This is a genomic window from Escherichia sp. MOD1-EC5189 (genome assembly GCF_002966045.1).
Taxonomy (GTDB): Bacteria; Pseudomonadota; Gammaproteobacteria; order Enterobacterales; family Enterobacteriaceae; genus Escherichia; species Escherichia coli_F.
Genome location: NZ_PTRX01000033.1, coordinates 1 through 23,403, shown reverse-complemented (window position 1 = coordinate 23,403; position 23,403 = coordinate 1). Strand labels below are relative to the sequence as shown.

Annotated in this window: 19 protein-coding genes; 13 read left to right on the top strand and 6 right to left on the bottom strand. The window is 48.2% G+C overall.

The annotated features are described in order from the left end of the window. Positions 1-178 precede the first annotated feature (178 nt). Positions 179-457: a type II toxin-antitoxin system RelE/ParE family toxin gene (locus tag ATB02_RS21600; protein WP_104919749.1), complete on the top strand. Its 279-nt coding sequence runs from the start codon at positions 179-181 to the stop codon at positions 455-457. Then, entirely contained in the window at positions 457-741 is a 285-nt protein-coding gene (locus ATB02_RS21595; RefSeq protein ID WP_000781370.1) for a HigA family addiction module antitoxin, read from the top strand. The genes ATB02_RS21600 and ATB02_RS21595 overlap by 1 nt, the downstream gene beginning before the upstream one ends. Positions 742-791: 50 nt before the next feature. Here ATB02_RS21595 and fdnI read toward each other — a convergent pair whose 3' ends face one another. Genes fdnI through fdnG form a run of 3 tightly spaced genes read right to left on the bottom strand, consistent with a single transcriptional unit; the run spans position 792 to position 5,382 of the window. Next, complete coding sequence (fdnI, locus tag ATB02_RS21590; protein ID WP_000045646.1) at positions 792-1,445, bottom strand: formate dehydrogenase-N subunit gamma; 654 nt, start codon at positions 1,443-1,445, stop codon at positions 792-794. Then, the gene (gene fdnH / locus ATB02_RS21585) at positions 1,438-2,322 is read right to left on the bottom strand and encodes a formate dehydrogenase N subunit beta (RefSeq protein WP_001240580.1); all 885 of its coding nucleotides are present in this window, start codon (positions 2,320-2,322) and stop codon (positions 1,438-1,440) included. The genes fdnI and fdnH overlap by 8 nt, the downstream gene beginning before the upstream one ends. A 12-nt stretch (positions 2,323-2,334) precedes the next feature. After that, a complete protein-coding gene (gene fdnG, locus ATB02_RS21580; protein ID WP_157945214.1) occupies positions 2,335-5,382 on the bottom strand; it encodes a formate dehydrogenase-N subunit alpha in 3,048 nt (1,015 codons plus the stop codon). Positions 5,383-5,613: 231 nt separating this feature from the next. On the opposite strand from fdnG, the gene yddG reads away from it, so the two are divergent. From yddG to ATB02_RS21520, 10 genes are all read left to right on the top strand, one after another. Then, positions 5,614-6,495 carry an aromatic amino acid efflux DMT transporter YddG gene (yddG, locus tag ATB02_RS21570; RefSeq protein ID WP_105272210.1) on the top strand — a complete coding sequence of 294 codons (882 nt, stop codon included), beginning with the start codon at positions 5,614-5,616 and terminating at the stop codon, positions 6,493-6,495. Positions 6,496-6,754: 259 nt separating this feature from the next. Then, positions 6,755-7,855, top strand: a complete 1,101-nt coding sequence (ompC, locus tag ATB02_RS21565) for a porin OmpC (RefSeq protein WP_032184219.1) — start codon at positions 6,755-6,757, stop codon at positions 7,853-7,855. Positions 7,856-8,024: 169 nt separating this feature from the next. Then, positions 8,025-9,284 carry a leucine-rich repeat domain-containing protein gene (locus ATB02_RS26250; protein WP_123059858.1) on the top strand — a complete coding sequence of 420 codons (1,260 nt, stop codon included), beginning with the start codon at positions 8,025-8,027 and terminating at the stop codon, positions 9,282-9,284. Between the two features lie 61 nt (positions 9,285-9,345). Beyond that, complete coding sequence (locus ATB02_RS21550; RefSeq protein WP_105272209.1) at positions 9,346-10,596, top strand: leucine-rich repeat domain-containing protein; 1,251 nt, start codon at positions 9,346-9,348, stop codon at positions 10,594-10,596. A gap of 324 nt (positions 10,597-10,920) precedes the next feature. Then, positions 10,921-12,309 carry a nitrate/nitrite transporter NarU gene (gene narU, locus ATB02_RS21545; RefSeq protein ID WP_001207897.1) on the top strand — a complete coding sequence of 463 codons (1,389 nt, stop codon included), beginning with the start codon at positions 10,921-10,923 and terminating at the stop codon, positions 12,307-12,309. A 94-nt stretch (positions 12,310-12,403) separates the two neighbouring features. Further along, positions 12,404-16,144, top strand: a complete 3,741-nt coding sequence (gene narZ, locus ATB02_RS21540) for a nitrate reductase Z subunit alpha (RefSeq protein ID WP_105272208.1) — start codon at positions 12,404-12,406, stop codon at positions 16,142-16,144. Continuing rightward, the gene (gene narH / locus ATB02_RS21535; protein WP_000702545.1) at positions 16,141-17,685 is read left to right on the top strand and encodes a nitrate reductase subunit beta; all 1,545 of its coding nucleotides are present in this window, start codon (positions 16,141-16,143) and stop codon (positions 17,683-17,685) included. Before narZ ends, narH begins: the two co-directional genes overlap by 4 nt. Then, on the top strand, positions 17,685-18,380 hold the full coding sequence (narW, locus tag ATB02_RS21530; RefSeq protein ID WP_105272207.1) for a nitrate reductase molybdenum cofactor assembly chaperone: 696 nt from the start codon (positions 17,685-17,687) through the stop codon (positions 18,378-18,380). Before narH ends, narW begins: the two co-directional genes overlap by 1 nt. After that, complete coding sequence (narI, locus tag ATB02_RS21525; protein ID WP_000617115.1) at positions 18,377-19,057, top strand: respiratory nitrate reductase subunit gamma; 681 nt, start codon at positions 18,377-18,379, stop codon at positions 19,055-19,057. Before narW ends, narI begins: the two co-directional genes overlap by 4 nt. A gap of 79 nt (positions 19,058-19,136) precedes the next feature. Further along, positions 19,137-20,030 carry a PhzF family isomerase gene (locus tag ATB02_RS21520; protein ID WP_105272206.1) on the top strand — a complete coding sequence of 298 codons (894 nt, stop codon included), beginning with the start codon at positions 19,137-19,139 and terminating at the stop codon, positions 20,028-20,030. A 95-nt stretch (positions 20,031-20,125) separates the two neighbouring features. On the opposite strand, the gene nhoA is transcribed toward ATB02_RS21520, so the two are convergent. Further along, on the bottom strand, positions 20,126-20,971 hold the full coding sequence (gene nhoA / locus ATB02_RS21515) for an N-hydroxyarylamine O-acetyltransferase (protein ID WP_105272205.1): 846 nt from the start codon (positions 20,969-20,971) through the stop codon (positions 20,126-20,128). Between the two features lie 174 nt (positions 20,972-21,145). Between nhoA and ATB02_RS21510 the strand changes: the two genes are divergently transcribed. Further along, positions 21,146-21,715: a flavin reductase family protein gene (locus ATB02_RS21510; protein ID WP_032184209.1), complete on the top strand. Its 570-nt coding sequence runs from the start codon at positions 21,146-21,148 to the stop codon at positions 21,713-21,715. A 391-nt stretch (positions 21,716-22,106) separates the two neighbouring features. Here ATB02_RS21510 and ATB02_RS21500 read toward each other — a convergent pair whose 3' ends face one another. Next, complete coding sequence (locus tag ATB02_RS21500; protein ID WP_105272203.1) at positions 22,107-22,742, bottom strand: aminopeptidase; 636 nt, start codon at positions 22,740-22,742, stop codon at positions 22,107-22,109. Positions 22,743-22,956: 214 nt separating this feature from the next. Next, a partial coding sequence (locus tag ATB02_RS21495) for an ISAs1 family transposase (RefSeq protein ID WP_123059857.1) occupies positions 22,957-23,403 on the bottom strand: 447 nt, incomplete at its 5' end.

The window sequence follows — 23,403 nt, the reverse complement described above, 5'->3', positions numbered from 1 at the left end:
TTGCTGCGACTGCCATGTTCGGGTCGCAGCCTGTTTTGCGAGACGATTTCCGCAATTTCACTCTTCTTCTTTTCCTCCCCCATCTTTCCCCTCACAATTCGCGAAAACGTAGCGAAATTTGTTGCGCTGCACGGAACAATAGTGATAGTGTTCCTTTCGAAGGAACAAGGATGAAGAGATGATAATGAATTTCAGACACAAGGGATTGCGTGACTTGTTTCTTCTCGGCAAAACCTCCGGCGTTATACCGACGCAAGTCAAACGATTACGCCACCGACTCGCTGTGATTGATGCAGCAAGCTGTCTTGCTGATCTCGATATGCCCGGTTACCGACTACACCCGTTAAGCGGCGATCGCGATGGAATTTGGGCGATATCTGTCTCGGGCAACTGGCGGATAACGTTTGAGTTCGTCAATGGCGATGCATACATACTGGATTACGAGGACTATCACTGATGAAAATGGCCAATCATCCCCGCCCGGGGGACATTATTCAGGAATCACTGGACGAACTTAATGTCAGCCTGCGCGAGTTTGCCAGAGCAATGGAAATTGCGCCCTCAACGGCAAGCCGATTGCTGACCGGAAAAGCAGCTTTGACGCCAGAAATGGCAATTAAACTTTCCGTGGTGATCGGCAGTTCGCCGCAAATGTGGCTGAATCTACAAAACGCCTGGAGTCTGGCAGAGGCAGAAAAAACGGTAGATGTGTCGCGACTACGCCGTCTGGTTACGCAATAAAAAAATGGCGCTTTTTACAGCGCCATTTTCAGCTTAAAGTTCAAAAGAGATTATATCCCTTCTTCACTCTCTTTTTTCGCTTCTGCCTTTTCGATTTCACGATACCAGCGTGGATGGTGTTTCTTCGCCCAACGACGGCTCACCTTCCCTTCGATCATCCCTTTAATCGACCCTTTCACCCAGAATGCCATATACATATGGATCAGGATGGCGTGGATCAGGATGATACCCGCAGCCGCGTGAATCAACAGGCTATAACGGACAACCTGTATCGGGAAGTACTGCGCAAAGTACGGACGCCAGATAATCACCCCGGTCACCAGCAGCACGAAAATCATGCTCATGATCGACCAGAACATCATCTTTTGCCCGGCGTTGTACTTACCAACATCCGCCACTTTGTGTTCGTTGCCTTTTAATACTTCGACAATGTTCAACAGCCACGGAATATCTTTCTTATCCGGGATGTTGTGATGCACAAAACGCACAAACATAAACATCAGCGCGACGAAAATGGCAATGCCGAAGAACGGGTGCAAAATGCGTCCCATCTGCGGCGTACCGAAGGTTTGTGTCAGCCATTGCAGCGTCGGGAAGAAGAACGAAATCCCGGACAGCGCTACCAGGAAGAAGCAAATCACCACGGTCCAGTGACAGGCGCGATCAATAAACTTGGTGCGCACAATCATTTTCGACTTACTCATGATGATCCTCCTCGTCATCGTCCACTTCCTTATTCGGGCCAATACCGATGTAGTGGAAAATTAACCCGGCAAAAGTGGCGATAAAGCCAGCCGCTGCCAGCGGTTTCAACGCGCCTTTCCACAGATTTACCGATGTATCGATCTTCGGATCTTTCGGCAGACCGTGATACAGCTCCGGCTGATCGGCGTGATGCAGCACGTACATGACGTGCGTACCACCGACCCCTTCCGGGTTGTAGACGCCAGCATGTTCGTAACCACGCGCTTTCAGTTTCGCCACGCGCTGTTCCGCCAGCTCCAGCATCTCCTTCTTGGTGCCGAAGTGGATAGCCCCGGTCGGACAAGTTTTCACACAAGCAGGTTCCTGACCGACGCTGACACGATCGACGCAGAGTGTGCATTTATATACCCGGTTATCCTCTTTGTTGAGGCGTGGAATATTAAACGGACACCCGGCAATGCAGTAACCACAGCCGATGCAGTTTTCCGACTGGAAATCGACAATCCCGTTAGCGTACTGAATGATCGCACCAGCAGACGGGCACGCCTTCAGGCAGCCCGGATCTTCACAGTGCATACAACCGTCTTTACGGATCAGCCACTCCAGCTTGCCGTTCTGTTCGGTTTCGCTAAAGCGCATCACCGTCCAGGACTTGGCGCTCAGATCGGCGGGGTTATCATAAACCCCGACGCAGTGCCCCACTTCATCACGGATATCGTTCCACTCCGAACACGCCACCTGACAGGCTTTACAGCCGATACAGGTAGAAACGTCGATAAGTTTCGCGACTTCTGCTTTGTAATCACGCACCTGAGAAGGCGGCGTGATGGAGTTAGTTGCGGACCTTTTGATAATGTCCTGCGTTTCCATAGCCATCTGTTCGCCCCCTTACGCCTTCTCGATGTTGACTAAGAACGCTTTATATTCCGGCGTTTGCGAGTTTGCATCACCGACATTCGGCGTCAGAGTGTTAGCGATATAACCTTTACGCGCGACACCCTCAAAGCCCCAGTGGATTGGAATACCCACCGTTTCAACCTGCTGACCGTTTACATTCAGTGGTTTCAGACGGCGCGTTACCACAGCCACCGCGCGGATAAAGCCACGCTTGCTGGAGACAGTGACACGATCGCCATTGGCAATGCCTTTCGCCGCCGCCAGCGTTTCGCTGATTTCCACAAACTGTTCCGGCTGAGCAATTGCGTTGAGCAACGCGTGCTTGGTCCAGGTGTGGAAGTGCTCGGTCAGACGATAGGTCGTACCCACATACGGGAACTGCTCTTTTTTACCCATCCGCAGCGCGTCTTGTTCATACAGACGAACCACCGGGTTAGACACCACGTTCGGATGCAGCGGGTTAGTGCCCAGCGGCGTTTCAATTGGCTCGTAGTGTTCCGGGAACGGACCTTCCGCCATTTTGTTGATGGCAAACAGGCGTCCCATCCCTTCCGGCTGCATGATAAACGGCCCGGTTGGCGTACCCGGTGCGGCATTGCCGAAGTCCGGAATATCGTTACCCGTCCACTTGCTGCCGTTCCACTGGATCAGCATCCGTTTCGGATCCCACGGTTTACCGTTGATATCCGCCGAAGCACGGTTGTACAGCACGCGACGGTTGAGCGGCCACGCCCAGGCCCATCCCAGCGTATTCCCCAGACCGGACGGGTCGGAGTTATCGCGGTTGGCCATCTGGTTGCCCTGCTCTGTCCAGCTACCGGTGTAGATCCAGCAAGAAGATGCGGTTGTACCGTCATCACGCAGATGCGCAAAGCTACTCAGCAACTGACCTTTTTTCGCAATCAGCACGCCATTAGCGTCATAGAGATCTTCCAGCGCATAGCCGTTGTTCTCTTTTGCCACTTCGTCTGACTGCGGCTCGTGCGGCTGCTTGTAGTTCCAGCTCATCTTCATCAGCGGTTCTACACCTTTACCACCTTCGGCTTTGTACAACTCGCGAAGATGATGGTAGATACCCGCCAAAATTTCGCCGTCGTTACGTGCTTCGCCTGGCGCGTCCTGACCTTTCCAGTGCCACTGCAACCAGCGACCGGAGTTAGCGATAGAACCATCTTCTTCAGCAAAGCAGGTCGAAGGCAGACGGAATACCTCTGTCTGAATAGACGCCGAATCGACATCGTTCGACTCGCCGTGGTTCTGCCAGAAAGTAGAGGTTTCAGTCACCAGCGGATCGATAACCACCATGTACTTCAGCTTGCTCAGGCAGCTCACCACTTTGTTTTTGTCCGGGAAGGACGCAACCGGGTTAAAGCCCTGGCAGAAATAACCTGTGACTTTGCCTTCATCCATCATGTTGAAATACTTGATGACGTCGTAGGTCTGGTCCCACTTCGGCAGCCAGTCATAGCCCCAGTTGTTCTCTTTCTGCGCGGCATCGCCGTAGAAAGATTTCATCAGGCTAACGAAGAACTTCGGATAGTTGCTCCAGTAGTTCACCTGATCAGCCAGCGTCGCTTTCGGCGTGTTCGCTTCCAGATACGACTGCAAATCAACCTGTTTTTCTGACGGCAGCGTCAGATAACCCGGCAGGCTGGTAGAGAGCAGACCTAAGTCAGTCAGGCCCTGAATGTTGGAGTGACCACGCAATGCGTTCACGCCGCCACCGGCCATACCCATGTTACCGAGCAGCAACTGGATCATCGCCATAGTACGGATGTTCTGCGCACCCACGGTGTGTTGGGTCCAGCCCAGCGCGTACAGGAAGGTGGTTGTGCGATCCGGCGCGCTGGTGGAGGCCAGCACTTCACACACTTTCAGGAAGTCAGCTTTTGGCGTACCGCAGATGTTTTCTACTACGTCCGGCGTGTAACGGGAAACGTGCGCTTTCAGCAAGTTCCACACACAGCGCGGATGAGTCAGTGTTTCATCGCGTTTCGCATAGCCGTTTTCATCGAACTGATAGTTCCAGGACGACTTATCGTACTGACGTTTTTCAGCGTCGTAACCGCTGAACAGACCGTCTTCGAACGCAAAATCATCACGCACCAGCAGGCTGGCGTTGGTGTAATGCTTAACGTATTCGGCATTGATTTTGTTGTTTTCGATCAGGTAGCGCAAAACGCCAGACAGGAACGTAATGTCCGTACCGGAACGAATAGGTGCGTAGATATCCGCAACAGAAGCGGTACGCGTAAAACGGGGATCGACAACGATCAAGGTTGCATCGTTGTTGTTTTTCGCTTCCATCGCCCAGCGGAAACCGACGGGATGCGCTTCAGCAGCGTTACCGCCCATCACCATTACGACGTTAGCGTTTTTGATATCCACCCAGTGGTTGGTCATCGCACCGCGACCAAATGTTGGAGCAAGACTTGCTACCGTTGGTCCGTGTCAGACGCGCGCCTGGTTGTCTACCGCCAGCATCCCGAGGGAGCGGGCAAATTTCTGTGTCAGCATCCCGGTTTCGTTGCTGGCACCGGAAGCACACAGCATACCGGTAGAAAGCCAACGGTTTACCGTTACGCCCTGCTCATTCTTTTCAATAAAGTTAGCGTCACGGTCTGCCTTCATCAGCTTCGCAATGCGGGAGAATGCTTCTTCCCAGCTAATGCGCTGCCATTTGTCAGAACCTGGCGCACGATATTCCGGGTAGCGCAGACGGTTTTCGCTGTTGACGTAATCCAGCAATCCGGCCCCTTTCGGGCACAGCGCACCACGGCTTACCGGATGATCCGGGTCACCTTCAATGTGATAAATCGCTTCTCTGGCGTTTTTCGCGCCATCACCCAGGCTATACATCAATAGCCCGCAACCTACGGAACAGTATGTACAAGTGTTACGGATCTCTTTCGCGCGTAATAATTTGTAGTTTCGCGCCTGAGCCAGTGCTTGCTTCGGGGCAAAACCCAATGCCGCGACTGTTGTTCCCGCCATACCGCCCGCGCAGATTTTAAAAAATTGTCTGCGACTGACGTCCATTGCTTTCCTCTTTTTTCAGGGGTATTACTGCGCGAGGAAACTAACAGTAAAATTCTGAATCTTTTTGCGCGAAATCAAAAAGAACACTTGTTTGCCACAAAATAATCCGCCTGCGCAAATTGACCTACCTCAATAGCGGTAGAAAAACGCACCACTGCCTGACAGGCCAGTTAAAAAAATGCTATAAAATTCAGCTTAATTTTTAACGGCAAGAGAGACAAAACAGCGAGCATGACACGACAAAAAGCAACGCTCATAGGGCTAATAGCGATCGTCCTGTGGAGCACGATGGTAGGATTGATTCGCGGTGTTAGTGAGGGGCTCGGTCCGGTCGGCGGCGCAGCTGCTATCTATTCATTAAGCGGGCTGCTGTTAATCTTCACGGTTGGATTTCCGCGAATTCGGCAGCTCCCGAAAGGCTATTTGCTCGCCGGGAGTCTGTTATTCGTCAGCTATGAAATCTGTCTGGCGCTTTCCTTAGGGTATGCGGCGAGCCGTCATCAGGCGATTGAAGTAGGTATGGTGAACTATCTATGGCCCAGCCTGACAATTCTCTTTGCCATTCTGTTTAATGGTCAGAAAACCAACTGGCTGATTGTACCTGGATTATTATTAGCCCTGGTCGGTGTCTGCTGGGTATTAGGCGGTGAAAATGGATTACACTATGATGAAATCATCAATAATATTACCACCAGTCCATTGAGTTATTTCCTGGCGTTCATTGGCGCTTTTATCTGGGCAGCCTATTGTACAGTAACGAATAAATACGCACGCGGATTTAACGGTATTACCGTTTTCGTCCTGCTGACAGGAGCAAGTTTGTGGGTTTACTATTTTTTAACGCCGCAACCGGAGATGGTATTTAGCACACCCGTCATGATTAAACTCATCTCTGCGGCATTTACCTTAGGATTTGCTTACGCTGCGTGGAACGTTGGCATTTTACATGGCAACGTCACCATTATGGCAGTAGGTTCGTATTTTACGCCCGTACTTTCGTCGGCGCTTGCTGCGGTACTGCTTAGTGCTCCGCTATCGTTCTCATTCTGGCAAGGCGCACTGATGGTCTGCGGCGGTTCCCTGCTCTGCTGGCTGGCGACACGTCGTGGATAAAATTATTGTCGGGTCATAGCACCCGGCAGTTAACCCGCTAAATTACGACAATAATAAAAAATAAATTTCAAATACCAGTAATTCACCTTATATCTCATTTCGACTTCGATCACATATCGATAAATAATATTATTTCATCTATTATTCTCATTGTTTTTAATCACCATTCTATTTTAAAAACAGTATGTCATTTGTAAATGACGCCGTTTAAAATTCGTTTAGAAAATAGGTTTAACGATAATTAAAAGGATACTGTTAAATGAAATTAAAAATAGTTGCGGTGGTTGTAACTGGTTTGTTAGCTGCGAACGTAGCACATGCTGCCGAAGTATATAACAAGGATGGTAATAAACTCGACCTTTATGGCAAGGTTACCGCTCTACGTTATTTTACTGATGATAAGCGTGACGATGGTGATAAAACTTATGCCCGTCTCGGTTTTAAAGGAGAAACGCAAATCAATGATCAAATGATTGGTTTTGGTCACTGGGAATATGATTTTAAAGGCTATAACGATGAAGCCAACGGCTCGCGCGGCAACAAAACCCGTCTTGCCTATGCAGGTTTAAAAATTAGTGAATTTGGCTCTCTGGACTATGGTCGTAACTACGGTGTCGGTTATGACATTGGTTCATGGACCGATATGTTGCCAGAATTTGGTGGCGATACCTGGAGCCAGAAAGATGTCTTCATGACATATCGTACCACTGGTGTGGCAACCTATCGCAACTACGATTTCTTTGGCTTAATTGAAGGGCTGAACTTTGCCGCACAATATCAAGGCAAAAATGAACGCTCTGATAACGCTCATCTTTATGGTGCTGACTATACGCGTGCCAATGGTGACGGTTTCGGTATCTCCTCAACTTATGTTTATGATGGCTTTGGGATCGGTGCTGTGTATACCAAATCTGATCGGACAAATGCGCAGGAAAGAGCAGCGGCTAATCCTCTCAATGCCTCCGGTAAGAATGCAGAACTGTGGGCAACAGGTATAAAATATGATGCCAACAACATTTACTTTGCAGCTAATTACGCTGAAACATTAAACATGACCACCTATGGTGATGGTTATATCTCTAACAAAGCACAAAGTTTCGAAGTGGTGGCCCAATATCAATTCGACTTCGGCTTGCGCCCATCACTCGCTTACCTGAAATCAAAAGGCAGAGATCTGGGGCGTTACGGCGATCAGGACATGATTGAGTATATCGACGTTGGTGCAACGTATTTCTTCAACAAAAATATGTCGACCTATGTTGATTATAAAATCAACCTGATCGATGAAAGCGACTTTACCCGTGCCGTAGATATTCGCACCGATAACATCGTCGCAACGGGCATTACCTATCAGTTCTAACATCCTCTCCTGACCAGCCCTTCTCTGGGCTGGTTTTTGATTTAAGTGCTGCTGTATGACTCCTTAAGTAAAAATGAGCAATTTTTGATATTTCTGGTCATTCACCTCAATTAATATTCTTCCATACCCTCCGGGGACATCTTAGTATAATATTTATTGATGAGTGATTATGACCAATATTAATACAGGTTGTGTAAAAAATAATGCCAGTTATCAAGTGAATAACGCATTACCTAACAGAGAAACCATCGCCAGCAATTTTTTTGAACAACTGGCACAATGGGGTGAGAAATCGCTTAATAATGGCGTAGAAAAAAGAACTATTCTAGAGCGAATTAATGAAGCTTACAACTCAAACATGGAATCTCTTAATTTGTCATATCTTGATTTGAGTGAGTTACCGCCTATCCCCCCTACAGTTAAAACATTGAATTTGGAGGGGAATTGTCTAACTTTCCTTGACTTTACCGACAATGCTAGTCTTATCAATATCAACCTCACCTTGAATAATATTGAAACGATAACCTTTCCAAATGAATCAAAACTGGAAAATATTTATATCGATTGCAACAAGCTGGAAAGTTTAGATTTAAAAAATCAGCATTCATTGGTTAATCTGGAAGCGCAAAATAATAATCTAAAAGAAATTAATATTTCTGACAGTTATAAACTGAAATTTCTTAACCTTGATAATAACCAGCTAACATCGCTGGATGTTTCTCAACAAGAATCTCTGATTGAGTTAAGTGCTTGTCACAATATGATCAATGATCTTAAATTACACTATCACCCCATGGTGAAAAAAATCGCTTTAAACGACAACCATATTGCAAATTTAAACGCTAAAAGCACTGCGATACTTGAATATTTAGACTTAAGTAACAACAATTTATTACCAACAGATAACATTAATGAGTTAATATCATCAAAACATCTTTGGTATTTATCAGTTAACGGTATTAACAATGATCCTATTGCACAAATGCAGTACTGGAATGCAATAATGGATTTAGTTGATCATATTAATGAAGTGACCATTAAGATATCTTATGATCTAGCAATTAAAAATATCGATACCAGTAATAAGCATCTTGTAGAAGTAAGCAAAAATACTGAAGGTGATAATAAAGAAAACAATGATTCAATGTCGATTCGTTACCGTTCAAAACCTTATTTCAGCAATTTAACTTTAACAGAACAAGAAACAACACTTTCTGAAGAAGAATTAAAAGCTATTCTGCCTATGTATCGCGCGTGTCGGTTTGATAACGACACTCCCCTATCCTCATCCTCATCCTCATCCTCAGAACTCAAGGACGCAACAGGCACCCCTATCTGTTATTACATTTATGATGAGAATAAAACTTCCTTAGGTTATGGACCAACATTTCATAATTGGTTAAGCCAATCCTTTACCACAGAGTTATAAAAAACATCCTGATTAATCAAGGATAATAAATCAAAAAATATATTATTGCCATGGAGTAGTTATGAAGTTTCCTTTAATCTTTTTTAAAACAAAGCAGTCCCTACAGCGACTCCCCGAACAGAATTTATATAGCTGGATGCATGAATTGAATAAATGGAAAGAAAAATGCATAGTCACAGGTGAACTTCATCGTCAAGAATGCCGAAAAGAAGCGGCAGAAAGGATAAACCGTGCTTTTTTGTCGAAGCAGAATGACATTGATTTATCTCGACTTAATTTAACTACTCAACCACCAGGGCTGCAAAACTTCACCTCTATCAATCTTGATGAGAACCAACTCAAACATTTTGATGCAACCAACTACGATAAACTCATCAACCTTAGTCTGAATAGTAATGCTCTTGAGTCTATAAATTTTCCTCAAGGCAGAAATGTAAGCATTAAACATATATCTGTGAATAATAATGCTCTCAGAAATATTGATATAGATGGGCTTTCATCAGTTACTTATTTTAGTGCGGCACATAATCAACTAGAGTTTGTGCAATTAGAATGTTGCGAAAGGCTGCAGTACCTGAACCTCAGCCACAATCAATTAACTGATATTGCTGCAGGAAATAAAGATGAACTCTTACTTCTGGACCTATCCCATAATAAACTAACAAGTTTACATAATGCCTTATTTCCCAACTTGAATACGTTACTTATCAACAACAACTTGCTTTCTGAAATTAAAATATTCTTTAGCAACTTCTGCAATGTACAGACATTAAACGCTGCGAACAATCAGTTGAAAAAAATAAACCTTCATTTCCTGACTTATCTTTCATCTATCAAAAGCTTAAGGCTGGACAATAATAAAATAACCCGCATTGACACTAAGAATACATCCGATATTGGAACTTTATTCCCCATAATAAAACAGAGCAAAAACTTAAATTTTTTAAATGTTTCTGGGAAGAACAATTGCCCTACTATGCAGCTCATGTTATTTAATTTGTTTTCCCCAGCACTTAAGCTTAATACTGGCCTGGCAATTCTTTCGCCTGGTGCATTTGAAGTTCACTCTGACGGAGTAGATGTGGATAACGAATTGTTTCACTATACTTTTAAAGAAGCATACACCCCATATAATATACACACTTATAAAACAGAAGAAGTTGTAAATCAGATGAATATAAAAATTAAAAATATGACCTTAGATGAAATAAACAATACTTACTGTAATAACGATTATTACAATGAGGCGATAAGAGAGGAACCGATAGACTTTCTGGACAGATCGTTTTCCTCCAGCTCATGGCCTTTTTAGTGAATAAATCATCACTAATTCTATAAGTGTCTGGTCTTATTAAGAATATAGTTAATATGCAACCCTTTAGATTCACGATCTGAAGGGTTGAAACATGGCATACGTTCAAAGATTAACCCCCGTTTGAAGGTTAGCCTGTTAGTTACATTTAGTAACACATATCTGTCTGCTTAATCCCCATTCTGCCCCCGCGGTTACGCTTTCTTATCTATTCTTTCAATCAGCACTTCACCTAATTCATCCTTAATTCTAATAACTGGCTATTGCGCCTTACCTCCTGTTTTGTCTTTTTTTCATTACCAATGTGTACATGTGAGGAACAATATGGCACTGCAAAATGAGAAAAATAGTCGTTATCTTTTGCGCGACTGGAAACCAGAAAACCCGGCCTTCTGGGAAAATAAAGGAAAGCATATTGCACGAAGAAACCTCTGGATATCAGTAAGTTGCCTACTTCTTGCCTTCTGTGTCTGGATGCTATTTAGCGCAGTTACTGTTAATCTCAATAAAATCGGTTTTAATTTCACTACCGATCAACTCTTTTTATTAACCGCATTACCCTCCGTTTCTGGCGCATTATTGCGTGTCCCCTACTCCTTTATGGTGCCTATATTTGGTGGACGCCGATGGACGGTTTTTAGTACTGCAATCCTGATTATTCCTTGCGTCTGGCTCGGAATTGCCGTGCAGAATCCGAATACTCCTTTTGGGATATTTATCGTTATCGCTTTGCTATGCGGTTTTGCAGGGGCGAACTTTGCTTCGAGCATGGGCAATATCAGTTTCTTCTTCCCAAAAGCCAAACAAGGGAGCGCACTTGGGATTAATGGCGGATTAGGAAACTTAGGCGTAAGCGTGATGCAGCTGGTTGCGCCGCTGGTGATTTTTATCCCCGTATTTGCCTTTCTCGGTGTCAATGGCGTACCACAGGCCGACGGTTCGGTAATGTCGCTGGCGAATGCCGCATGGATTTGGGTGCCATTACTGGCGATTGCCACTATTGCCGCCTGGTTAGGGATGAATGATATCGCCAGTTCACGCGCGTCAATCGCCGATCAATTGCCTGTATTACAACGTCTGCATCTCTGGCTGCTCAGTCTTCTCTATCTCGCCACCTTCGGTTCGTTTATCGGTTTTTCTGCGGGTTTTGCCATGCTGGCGAAAACCCAGTTCCCGGATGTGAATATTCTGCGTCTGGCGTTCTTTGGCCCATTTATCGGTGCCATCGCGCGGTCGGTTGGTGGTGCTATTTCCGATAAATTTGGCGGCGTGCGGGTGACGTTGATCAACTTCATTTTTATGGCGATTTTCAGTGCACTGCTCTTCCTTACCTTACCGGGCACAGGCTCTGGTAATTTCATCGCATTTTACGCCGTCTTTATGGGGCTGTTTCTGACCGCGGGTCTGGGAAGTGGTTCTACTTTCCAGATGATCGCCGTCATCTTTCGCCAGATAACCATTTATCGGGTGAAGATGAAAGGCGGTAGTGATGAGCAAGCTCAGAGAGAAGCCGTCACCGAAACGGCGGCGGCTCTGGGCTTTATCTCAGCCATTGGCGCAGTGGGCGGCTTTTTCATTCCGCAGGCGTTTGGCATGTCGCTCAATATGACCGGCTCTCCGGTAGGCGCGATGAAAGTGTTTTTAATCTTCTACATCGTTTGTGTGCTGCTGACCTGGCTGGTTTATGGTCGGCGGAAGTTCAGCCAAAAATAAGAAATCGATGCCTGACACGTCTTATCAGGCTACAACCGTGTCGCATCCGACAAGGCATCAGATCCCAATTCATTCCTGGAGCAGGAGTTATGTCATGAGTAAACTTTTGGATCGCTTTCGCTACTTCAAACAAAAGGGCGAAACCTTTGCCGATGGTCACGGCCAGGTGATGCATAGCAACCGCGACTGGGAGGACAGCTATCGCCAGCGTTGGCAGTTCGACAAAATCGTGCGTTCCACTCACGGCGTTAACTGTACAGGCTCCTGTAGCTGGAAAATCTACGTTAAAAATGGCCTGGTGACCTGGGAAATCCAACAGACCGACTATCCTCGCACTCGCCCTGACCTGCCCAATCATGAACCTCGCGGCTGCCCGCGTGGTGCAAGTTACTCCTGGTATCTTTACAGCGCCAACCGACTGAAATACCCGCTAATACGTAAACGACTAATTGAACTGTGGCGCGAAGCGCTCAAGCAACACAGCGATCCGGTACTGGCGTGGGCATCGATTATGAATGATCCGCAAAAGTGCATGAGTTACAAGCAGATACGCGGACGTGGCGGTTTTATCCGCTCCAACTGGCAAGAGCTAAACCAGTTGATTGCTGCCGCTAACGTCTGGACCATCAAAACCTACGGCCCGGATCGCGTTGCCGGTTTCTCGCCGATTCCAGCCATGTCGATGGTTTCTTACGCCGCCGGAACACGCTATCTGTCGCTGTTAGGTGGCACCTGTTTAAGCTTCTACGACTGGTATTGCGACCTGCCGCCCGCCTCACCGATGACCTGGGGCGAACAAACCGACGTGCCAGAATCTGCCGACTGGTATAACTCCAGCTATATCATCGCCTGGGGTTCTAACGTACCGCAAACGCGCACACCAGACGCCCACTTCTTTACCGAAGTACGTTACAAAGGTACCAAAACTATCGCCATTACCCCGGACTACTCTGAAGTAGCCAAATTGTGCGACCAGTGGCTGGCACCGAAACAAGGCACTGATAGCGCCCTGGCAATGGCAATGGGCCATGTGATTTTAAAAGAGTTCCATCTCGATAATCCCAGCGACTACTTTATCAATTACTGCCGCCGCTATAGCGACATGCCGATGCTGGTAATGCTTGAACCGCGCGACGATGGCAGCTACGTTCCCGGACGGATGATCCGTGCATCTGACCTGGTGGATGGGTTGGGCGAAAGCAACAATCCGCAGTGGAAAACCGTGGCAGTTAATACTGCGGGTGAACTGGTGGTGCCTAACGGTTCGATTGGTTTTCGTTGGGGCGAAAAAGGCAAATGGAACCTGGAATCTATCGCCGCCGGAACAGAAACTGAGTTAGCGTTAACCTTGCTCGGTCAACACGACACTGTTGCAGGCGTGGCCTTCCCCTACTTTGGCGGCATTGAAAATCCACACTTTCGCAGCGTAAAACACAATCCGGTCCTGGTGCGCCAATTGCCCGTTAAAAACCTGACATTAGCCGATGGCAACACCTGTCCGGTCGTCAGCGTTTATGATCTGGTACTGGCAAATTACGGCCTCGATCGCGGGCTGGAAGATGAAAACAGCGCGAAAGATTACGCTGAAATCAAACCTTACACCCCAGCCTGGGGCGAGCAAATTACCGGCGTACCGCGCCAGTACATTGAAACCATCGCCCGCGAATTTGCCGATACCGCCCATAAAACGCATGGGCGCTCGATGATTATCCTCGGTGCTGGCGTCAACCATTGGTATCACATGGACATGAACTACCGTGGGATGATCAACATGCTGATCTTCTGCGGTTGTGTCGGGCAAAGCGGTGGCGGCTGGGCACACTATGTCGGTCAGGAAAAACTGCGCCCGCAAACCGGCTGGCTGCCTCTGGCCTTTGCACTCGACTGGAACCGACCACCGCGCCAGATGAACAGCACCTCGTTTTTCTACAATCACTCCAGTCAATGGCGCTATGAAAAAGTCTCTGCTCAGGAGTTACTTTCACCGCTGGCCGATGCCAGTAAGTACAGCGGTCATCTGATTGATTTCAACGTTCGCGCTGAACGTATGGGCTGGCTACCTTCTGCGCCGCAGCTGGGGCGTAACCCGCTCGGGATTAAAGCTGAAGCCGACAAGGCCGGATTATCCCCCACAGAATTAACCGCCCAGGCGCTGAAATCGGGCGATTTACGCATGGCCTGCGAACAACCCGATAGCGGCAGCAATCATCCGCGTAATTTGTTTGTCTGGCGTTCTAACCTGCTTGGCTCCTCCGGCAAAGGCCACGAATATATGCAGAAGTATCTGCTGGGAACCGAAAGTGGGATTCAGGGTGAGGAACTCGGTGCCAGCGACGGGATCAAACCAGAAGAAGTCGAGTGGCAAACTGCGGCGATTGAAGGCAAGCTCGACCTGCTGGTGACGCTCGACTTCCGTATGTCCAGTACCTGCCTGTTCTCCGATATCGTTCTGCCCACCGCCACCTGGTACGAAAAAGACGATATGAACACCTCGGATATGCATCCGTTTATTCATCCGCTTTCTGCGGCGGTCGATCCGGCGTGGGAATCACGCAGCGACTGGGAAATCTACAAAGGTATTGCCAAAGCATTTTCGCAAGTGTGCGTAGGGCATCTTGGCAAAGAAACCGACGTGGTATTACAACCCCTACTGCATGACTCTCCGGCAGAACTCTCCCAGCCGTGTGAAGTGCTCGACTGGCGCAAAGGCGAATGCGATCTGATCCCGGGTAAAACCGCGCCCAATATTGTGGCAGTGGAGCGTGACTACCCTGCTACCTATGAACGCTTTACCTCTCTCGGGCCATTGATGGACAAACTTGGCAACGGCGGTAAAGGGATTTCGTGGAATACCCAGGATGAAATCGATTTCCTCGGCAAACTCAATTACACCAAGCGTGATGGCCCGGCACAGGGGCGACCGCTGATTGACACCGCCATTGACGCATCAGAAGTGATTCTGGCGCTGGCACCGGAAACCAACGGTCATGTTGCAGTCAAAGCGTGGCAGGCGCTGGGCGAGATCACCGGACGCGAACATACCCATCTGGCGCTGCACAAAGAGGACGAAAAGATCCGCTTTCGCGATATTCAGGCGCAGCCGCGTAAAATTATCTCCAGCCCCACATGGTCCGGTCTGGAAAGCGATCACGTCTCCTACAACGCCGGATACACCAACGTTCATGAGTTAATTCCGTGGCGCACGCTGTCGGGGCGCCAGCAGGTCTATCAGGATCATCCGTGGATGCGTGCCTTTGGTGAAAGCCTGGTGGCTTATCGTCCGCCTATCGACACGCGCAGCGTCAGCGAAATGCGCCAGATACCGCCAAACGGCTTCCCGGAAAAAGCACTTAACTTCCTGACACCGCACCAGAAATGGGGCATTCACTCTACCTACAGTGAAAACCTGCTGATGCTGACGCTCTCTCGCGGCGGGCCAATTGTTTGGATCAGCGAAACCGATGCCCGCGAACTGACCATTGTCGATAACGACTGGGTGGAAGTGTTTAACGCCAACGGCGCACTGACGGCCCGTGCAGTGGTCAGCCAACGTGTACCGCCGGGCATGACCATGATGTATCACGCCCAGGAACGCATAATGAATATCCCCGGCTCGGAAGTAACCGGCATGCGCGGCGGCATTCATAACTCGGTTACCCGCGTTTGCCCAAAACCGACACATATGATTGGCGGTTACGCGCAGCTGGCCTGGGGCTTTAACTACTACGGCACCGTCGGCTCGAACCGCGACGAATTCATCATGATCCGCAAGATGAAGAACGTTAACTGGCTGGATGATGAAGGTCGCGATCAGGTACAGGAGGCGAAAAAATGAAAATACGTTCGCAAGTCGGCATGGTGCTTAACCTCGATAAATGTATCGGCTGCCATACCTGTTCGGTGACCTGTAAAAACGTCTGGACCGGACGCGAAGGCATGGAGTACGCATGGTTTAACAACGTCGAAACCAAACCGGGCATTGGTTATCCGAAAAACTGGGAAGATCAGGAAGAGTGGCAAGGCGGCTGGGTGCGTGATGTGAATGGCAAGATACGCCCGCGTCTGGGCAGCAAAATGGGCGTAATAACCAAAATCTTCGCCAACCCGGTGGTGCCGCAGATTGACGATTACTACGAACCTTTCACCTTCGACTACGAACATTTGCATAGCGCGCCAGAAGGTAAACACATTCCTACTGCCCGCCCGCGTTCGCTGATTGACGGCAAACGGATGGACAAAGTGATTTGGGGGCCAAACTGGGAAGAACTGCTGGGCGGTGAGTTCGAAAAACGCGCTCGCGACCGCAACTTTGACGCAATGCAAAAGGAGATGTACGGTCAGTTTGAAAATACGTTCATGATGTACCTGCCGCGCCTGTGCGAACACTGCCTTAACCCCAGCTGCGTGGCGACCTGCCCCAGCGGCGCGATCTACAAACGCGAAGAAGACGGTATTGTGCTCATCGATCAGGACAAATGCCGTGGCTGGCGTTTGTGCATTAGCGGTTGTCCGTACAAAAAAATCTACTTCAACTGGAAAAGCGGTAAGTCAGAAAAATGCATCTTCTGTTACCCACGAATTGAGTCAGGCCAACCCACCGTGTGCTCAGAAACCTGCGTGGGTCGCATCCGGTATCTGGGCGTGCTGCTTTACGACGCCGACCGCATCGAGGAAGCGGCGAGCACCGAACGCGAGGTTGATCTCTACGAACGCCAGTGCGAAGTGTTCCTCGATCCGCACGATCCCTCAGTGATCGAAGAAGCCCTGAAACAAGGTATTCCACAAAACGTGATTGAAGCTGCCCAGCGTTCGCCAGTCTACAAAATGGCGATGGACTGGAAACTGGCGCTACCGCTGCACCCTGAATATCGCACCCTGCCGATGGTCTGGTACGTACCGCCGCTGTCACCAATTCAGTCCTACGCCGATGCAGGCGGCTTACCGAAAAGCGAAGGTGTGCTTCCCGCTATCGAAAGCCTTCGTATACCGGTGCAATATCTCGCCAATATGTTGAGTGCGGGCGATACCGGTCCGGTGCTCCGGGCTCTAAAACGGATGATGGCGATGCGCCACTATATGCGTTCACAAACGGTGGAGGGCGTGACTGATACCCGTGCTATCGACGAAGTAGGCCTGAGCGTCGCCCAGGTCGAAGAGATGTATCGCTACCTTGCCATCGCCAACTATGAAGATCGTTTTGTCATTCCAACCAGTCATCGGGAAATGGCGGGCGATGCCTTCGCAGAACGCAACGGCTGCGGCTTCAGCTTTGGCGACGGTTGCCACGGCTCAGACAGCAAATTCAACCTGTTCAACAGTAGCCGTATCGATGCCATCAACATTACCGAAGTGCGCGATAAAGCGGAGGGAGAATAATGCAGATCCTCAAAGTGATCGGCCTGTTGATGGAGTATCCGGACGAGCTGTTGTGGGAATGTAAGGAGGACGCGCTGGCGTTGATCCGCCGCGACGCACCGATGCTCACCGATTTTGCACTCGACCTGCTCAACGCGCCGCTGCTGGATAAACAGGCCGAATGGTGTGAAGTGTTCGACCGCGGGCGCACCACGTCGCTGCTGCTGTTCGAACATGTTCATGCCGAATCCCGCGATCGAGGCCAGGCAATGGTGGACCTGCTGGCGGAGTATGAAAAGGTCGGTCTGCAACTGGATTGTCGGGAACTGCCTGATTATCTGCCGCTGTACCTGGAGTACTTAAGTGTGCTGCCGGACGATCAGGCAAAAGAAGGATTACTCAACGTTGCGCCGATCCTCGCCCTGCTTGGCGGACGCTTAAAACAACGCGAGACACCGTGGTACGCGTTATTTGACGCCCTTTTGCAACTGGCAGGAAGTCCCCTGTCAAGTGACAGTGTCACAAAACAAATTCGTAGTGAAGAGCGTGACGACACCCGCCAGGCGCTGGATGCGGTGTGGGAAGAAGAACAGGTGAAGTTTATTGAAGATAACGCCACGGCGTGTGACAGCTCGCCGCTTAATCAATATCAGCGACGCTATAGCCAGGATGTCGCGCCGCAGTACGTCGACATCAGTGCGGGAGGTGGGAAATGATTCAGTATCTGAACGTCTTTTTTTACGATATCTACCCATACATTTGTGCGACGGTGTTTTTCCTTGGCAGCTGGCTGCGCTATGACTACGGGCAGTACACCTGGCGCGCCTCCTCGAGCCAGATGCTCGATAAACGCGGGATGGTGATATGGTCGAATCTGTTCCATATCGGCATTCTGGGGATCTTCTTCGGTCATCTGTTCGGCATGTTAACACCGCACTGGATGTACGCGTGGTTTTTACCAGTGGCAGCGAAACAACTGATGGCGATGGTGCTCGGCGGTATTTGCGGCGTGTTGACGTTGATTGGCGGTGCAGGACTGCTGTGGCGCAGACTGACAAATCAGCGTGTGCGTGCTACTTCCACCACGCCTGATATCATCATCATGAGCATATTGCTGATCCAATGTTTGTTGGGGCTAAGTACCATACCGTTTTCAGCACAGTATCCTGATGGTAGCGAAATGATGAAACTGGTGGGTTGGGCGCAAAGTATCGTCACTTTCCGTGGAGGATCGTCAGAAATGCTTAACGGCGTAGCGTTCGTCTTCCGCCTGCATCTGGTATTGGGAATGACCATCTTCCTGCTCTTTCCGTTCACCCGACTGGTGCATGTGTGGAGCGCGCCTTTTGAGTACTTTACTCGTCGGTACCAGATTGTGCGCTCGCGGCGATAATTCTCCCCCTGGCCGGATAGTCCTTCGCTCTCCGGCCACTTGCAGGCTATGATAGTTCTCCAGCCACAGGAGAACGTTAATGAAACCGCAGGTTTATCACGTCGATGCTTTTACCTCACAACCGTTTCGCGGCAATTCTGCCGGTGTTGTTTTTCCCGCCGATAAACTTAGCGAAGCGCAAATGCAGCTTATCGCCCGCGAATTAGGTCATTCGGAAACTGCTTTTCTGCTGCACAGCGACGACAGCGATGTACACGTTCGATACTTTACGCCAACGGTTGAAGTGCCAATTTGCGGTCACGCAACGGTGGCTGCACACTATGTACGTTCAAAGGTATTAGGTTTGGGAAATTGCACGGTCTGGCAAACGTCGCTGGCAGGAAAACATCGCGTGACTATCGAAAAGCACAACGATGATTATCGTATTTCGCTGGAACAAGGTACGCCGGGCTTTGAGCCACCGCTGGAAGGTGAAACACGTGCAGCGATTATCAACGCATTGCATCTTACCGAAGACAATATTCTGCCGGGTTTGCCAATCCAGGTGGCAACCACAGGACACTCAAAAGTGATGATCCCGTTGAAACCAGAAGTGGATATCGACGCTCTTTCGCCTGACCTTGCTGCGCTGACCGCAATCAGCAAGCAGATTGGCTGCAATGGTTTTTTCCCGTTCCAGATCCGCCCTGGCAAAAATGAAACCGATGGTCGCATGTTCTCACCTGCGATTGGTATTGTGGAAGATCCGGTGACCGGGAATGCCAATGGCCCGATGGGCGCATGGTTGGTACATCACAACTTACTACCCCACGATGGCAGCGTGTTGCGTGTTAAAGGCCATCAGGGGCGCGCACTGGGGCGTGACGGCGTGATTGATGTGACGGTGACAATTCGAGATAACCAACCGGAGAAAGTCACCATTTCTGGCACAGCGGTGATTCTTTTCCATGCTGAATGGGCCATTGATTTTTGATACCGTTGCCTGATGCGCTTCGCTTATCAGGCCTACAACCGGGCTAATGTGGGCCGGTTGTAGGCGTTTACGCCGCATCCGGCCCCTGGCACAAACTATTTCCCCGCCTCCGGATGCGTATCAAACGCCGCCATCACCAACGCCAGTTCATCCACAGTAAAGCCATGCTTTGCGTCATCTACGCCCAGACCAAACTGCTCCTGCATCACGGCATATAACGACGCCACATCCGGTAGATTTCGTTGCTCCACTGCATGTCCATTTTCATAATGGGTGAAATGAAAATTGGTCAGTGTCAGTTTGCCACCGTCCGGCAAATGGCGGCACATCAGCAAATGATGGCGAAAATGCGATTGCGGCCAGTGCGCCGACCAGAAATTCCCCATCACATAATCACTTTGTTGTTGTTCACAGAGATCAAAACGGTACATCGACTGCCAGTGCTGATGATGATTAAACTGCAACACCCAATCATCACCCTCCTGTAACAACCGATACTCTCCGTGTGGCGTGATCTGCACGAGATCGGGAACTAAACGAATCGGCGCGGTTAGCGTCTGTCCACCGAAACCGACATCAGCAATCCAGTGTTCGCCTTCCAGCTCCACCAACAACAAACGATGGGTACGCGGCGGTAATGCTGGCGGATTAGATAACACTACGCGCCCTAACAGACTGCGTACCTGAAAACCCAGCTCGCGTAACACCCGCTCAAACACGCCATTCTGCTCAAAGCAGTAACCACCACGCCGGGCGAGCACCAATTTCTCTTCCAGCGATTGATCATCAAGCTGCATTTCTCTCGGCAGCAAAACATCGAGATTTTCAAATGGAATGGTGCAATTGTGTTTCAGGTGTAATGCGCGCAGCGTTTCGATATTGACCGCAGCCGCTCCCGACCAGTTAATGCGGGTAAAATAGTGATTCAGAATGGGCGTCATCAGGCGTTTCCGTTTGTGGTTTTCTCAATTTATAACCTGGAATAGACGCCGCACCGGCTATTTTGTGCGATCGCGGACATGCATCACGTTCGCAAATCGCCAATCCCGTTAATTTCGTTACTTATTGCGTTACGAGCTACGCTTTTAAAACAACCTTCTTAGCGAGGCGATACCGTGAGCCGATTCATCCCCGTCGAATTACACCATGCCAGCCGTCTGTTAAACCACGGCCCCACAGTTTTGATAACAACTTTTGATGAAAAATCACAGCGACGTAATGTGATGGCTGCGGCCTGGTCGATGCCGGTGGAGTTTGAACCGCCACGCATAGCGATTGTGGTAGATAAATCGACATGGACCAGGGAGTTGATTGAGCGTAACGGTAAATTTGGCATTGTTGTCCCAGGTGTTGCAGCGACTAACTGGACGTGGGCGGTGGGAAGTGTCTCGGGTCGTGAAGAAGATAAATTTAATTGCTATGGCATTCCGGTTGTGAAAGGTCCGGTGCTTGGATTGCCGCTGGTTGAAGAGAAATGTCTGGCATGGATGGAGTGTCGATTGCTACCAGCGACTTCTGCGCAAGAAAAATACGATACGCTATTTGGCGAAGTGGTATCGGCAGCGGCAGACGCACGAGTATTTGTCGAAGGCCGCTGGCAGTTTGATGATGATAAACTCAATACGTTGCATCATTTAGGTGCGGGCACGTTTGTTACCAGCGGGAAGCGAGTCACCGCGGGCTAAAGAATCATATGCAGCAACCAAGTTGTTTAAGCAATGTTTCCATATGAGTTAAAGCATATTTTATCTCACGATTGCATATTTTTAGTGAAGATTAATTTATCCTCACCAATATCATAGTAATTGCGTATTATCGCCTCATTGATAAAGCCCTGTTTTGTATAAAATGCGCGGGCGGCACTAAAATCGATATGGCTAGAGATCTCTACTAAAAGTAGTCTTGCGTGATTGGGACAGGTCAAGAAAAAGCAGTTTTGCAGTTTTTTATTTCAGGGCGCAGTTGCGAAAATTGAATACCGTATGGACTAATGTGAGAAAATTCCGAGGTATGACTGTTTTGATATAGTGGACAATCAAGCGTCTCGAATTAACAATGAATTTCAGGTGCCAAGCCTTACAATTTGTAGCATGACGGATATAGGACAACATTAGGAAATCGGACAGAAAATTCATTATAATAAAATGACAACTTATCTCTTTCTCTCACGTTCTGTGAAATTTCACAAAAGTATAAACTGAGCCAATATGCCTTTATATATAAAAAATACTCATGTTTATTATTATCGGAAAAAGCCAAGATTTGATTAAGGCCATCAAAAATATCTTTCTCATGATCTATATGTACTCTTGATGATTTTACAATATCTTTTAATTCGCGGTAAATCTTATTAAATAGCGCAACCGATTCACTGTTATTGAATCCATAGTTGATAAAAAGACATGATTTAACATCCGATATTAGCAAGTCGTCATAATTCATCTCTATTTCAGACAATTTCACGATATACTCAGCTATAGTATTACTTTGTAAGGACTCAACAACTGACAGTAAAACAGATGGATGCAATAATATTTCAAGAAGACTTCTGTCGATATTTTTATACACATTTATTGCAAATTCATCACTCGTCCCATCGATGGTGTCAGATATTGAAAAAAATACATAATCGGGGAGTTCATACCACATATTAATTTTAATAATATCACGACACATATCTTCTAATTGTTGTAATCTATTACCTTTATTCATAACAACCTTAATATTATATGGAATCTTTGGCGGAATCTTCTTACTCCGCGGAATTTTACTAAAGCTTTGTTAGATAAAATATGCGTATCACTGACAGCATGTTATTAATTCACCATAGTGTTATTTAACAACAAATACCCCCACATGTTTTCACCTCTTTGTATTTATGATAATTAAGGGAAGTGCTAATTTAATATAAACACCCAGAGCAAGATTACGAAAGCCCGCTCCCCGCAAGGACTGACGCCAGATACTTTCTGTCCATGGCTGCTTTTCGCATCTTACGTCTTAACCCTGCCTTGAATACCTTATCATTCGTCAAAATATTAATAGCGATGTGCCGTATCCCTGAAAATAATTCTGCTGCATTTCCTCTTCTTATTTTGCAGTCGTCTTCATTCATTACCACGTCCAGACGCCAGTGCAGCTTATTCTCCACGTGCCAGTGGTTTCGGATTGCTGTGGCGAACTTCTCTGCGGTTAAATCAGCAGAACTGATATAATATCTGACCGTCATTTCTGGCTCTTTCTTTTGTTCTGCTATTATTGACCGAAAGGAGACTGCCACGCATAATTTCTTCAGACCTTTCCATTCAAACGTGAAATCAATAAGTTCATCAGGGACATCGCAAACAATGTGAAGACGGATTTCTTCTCTGCC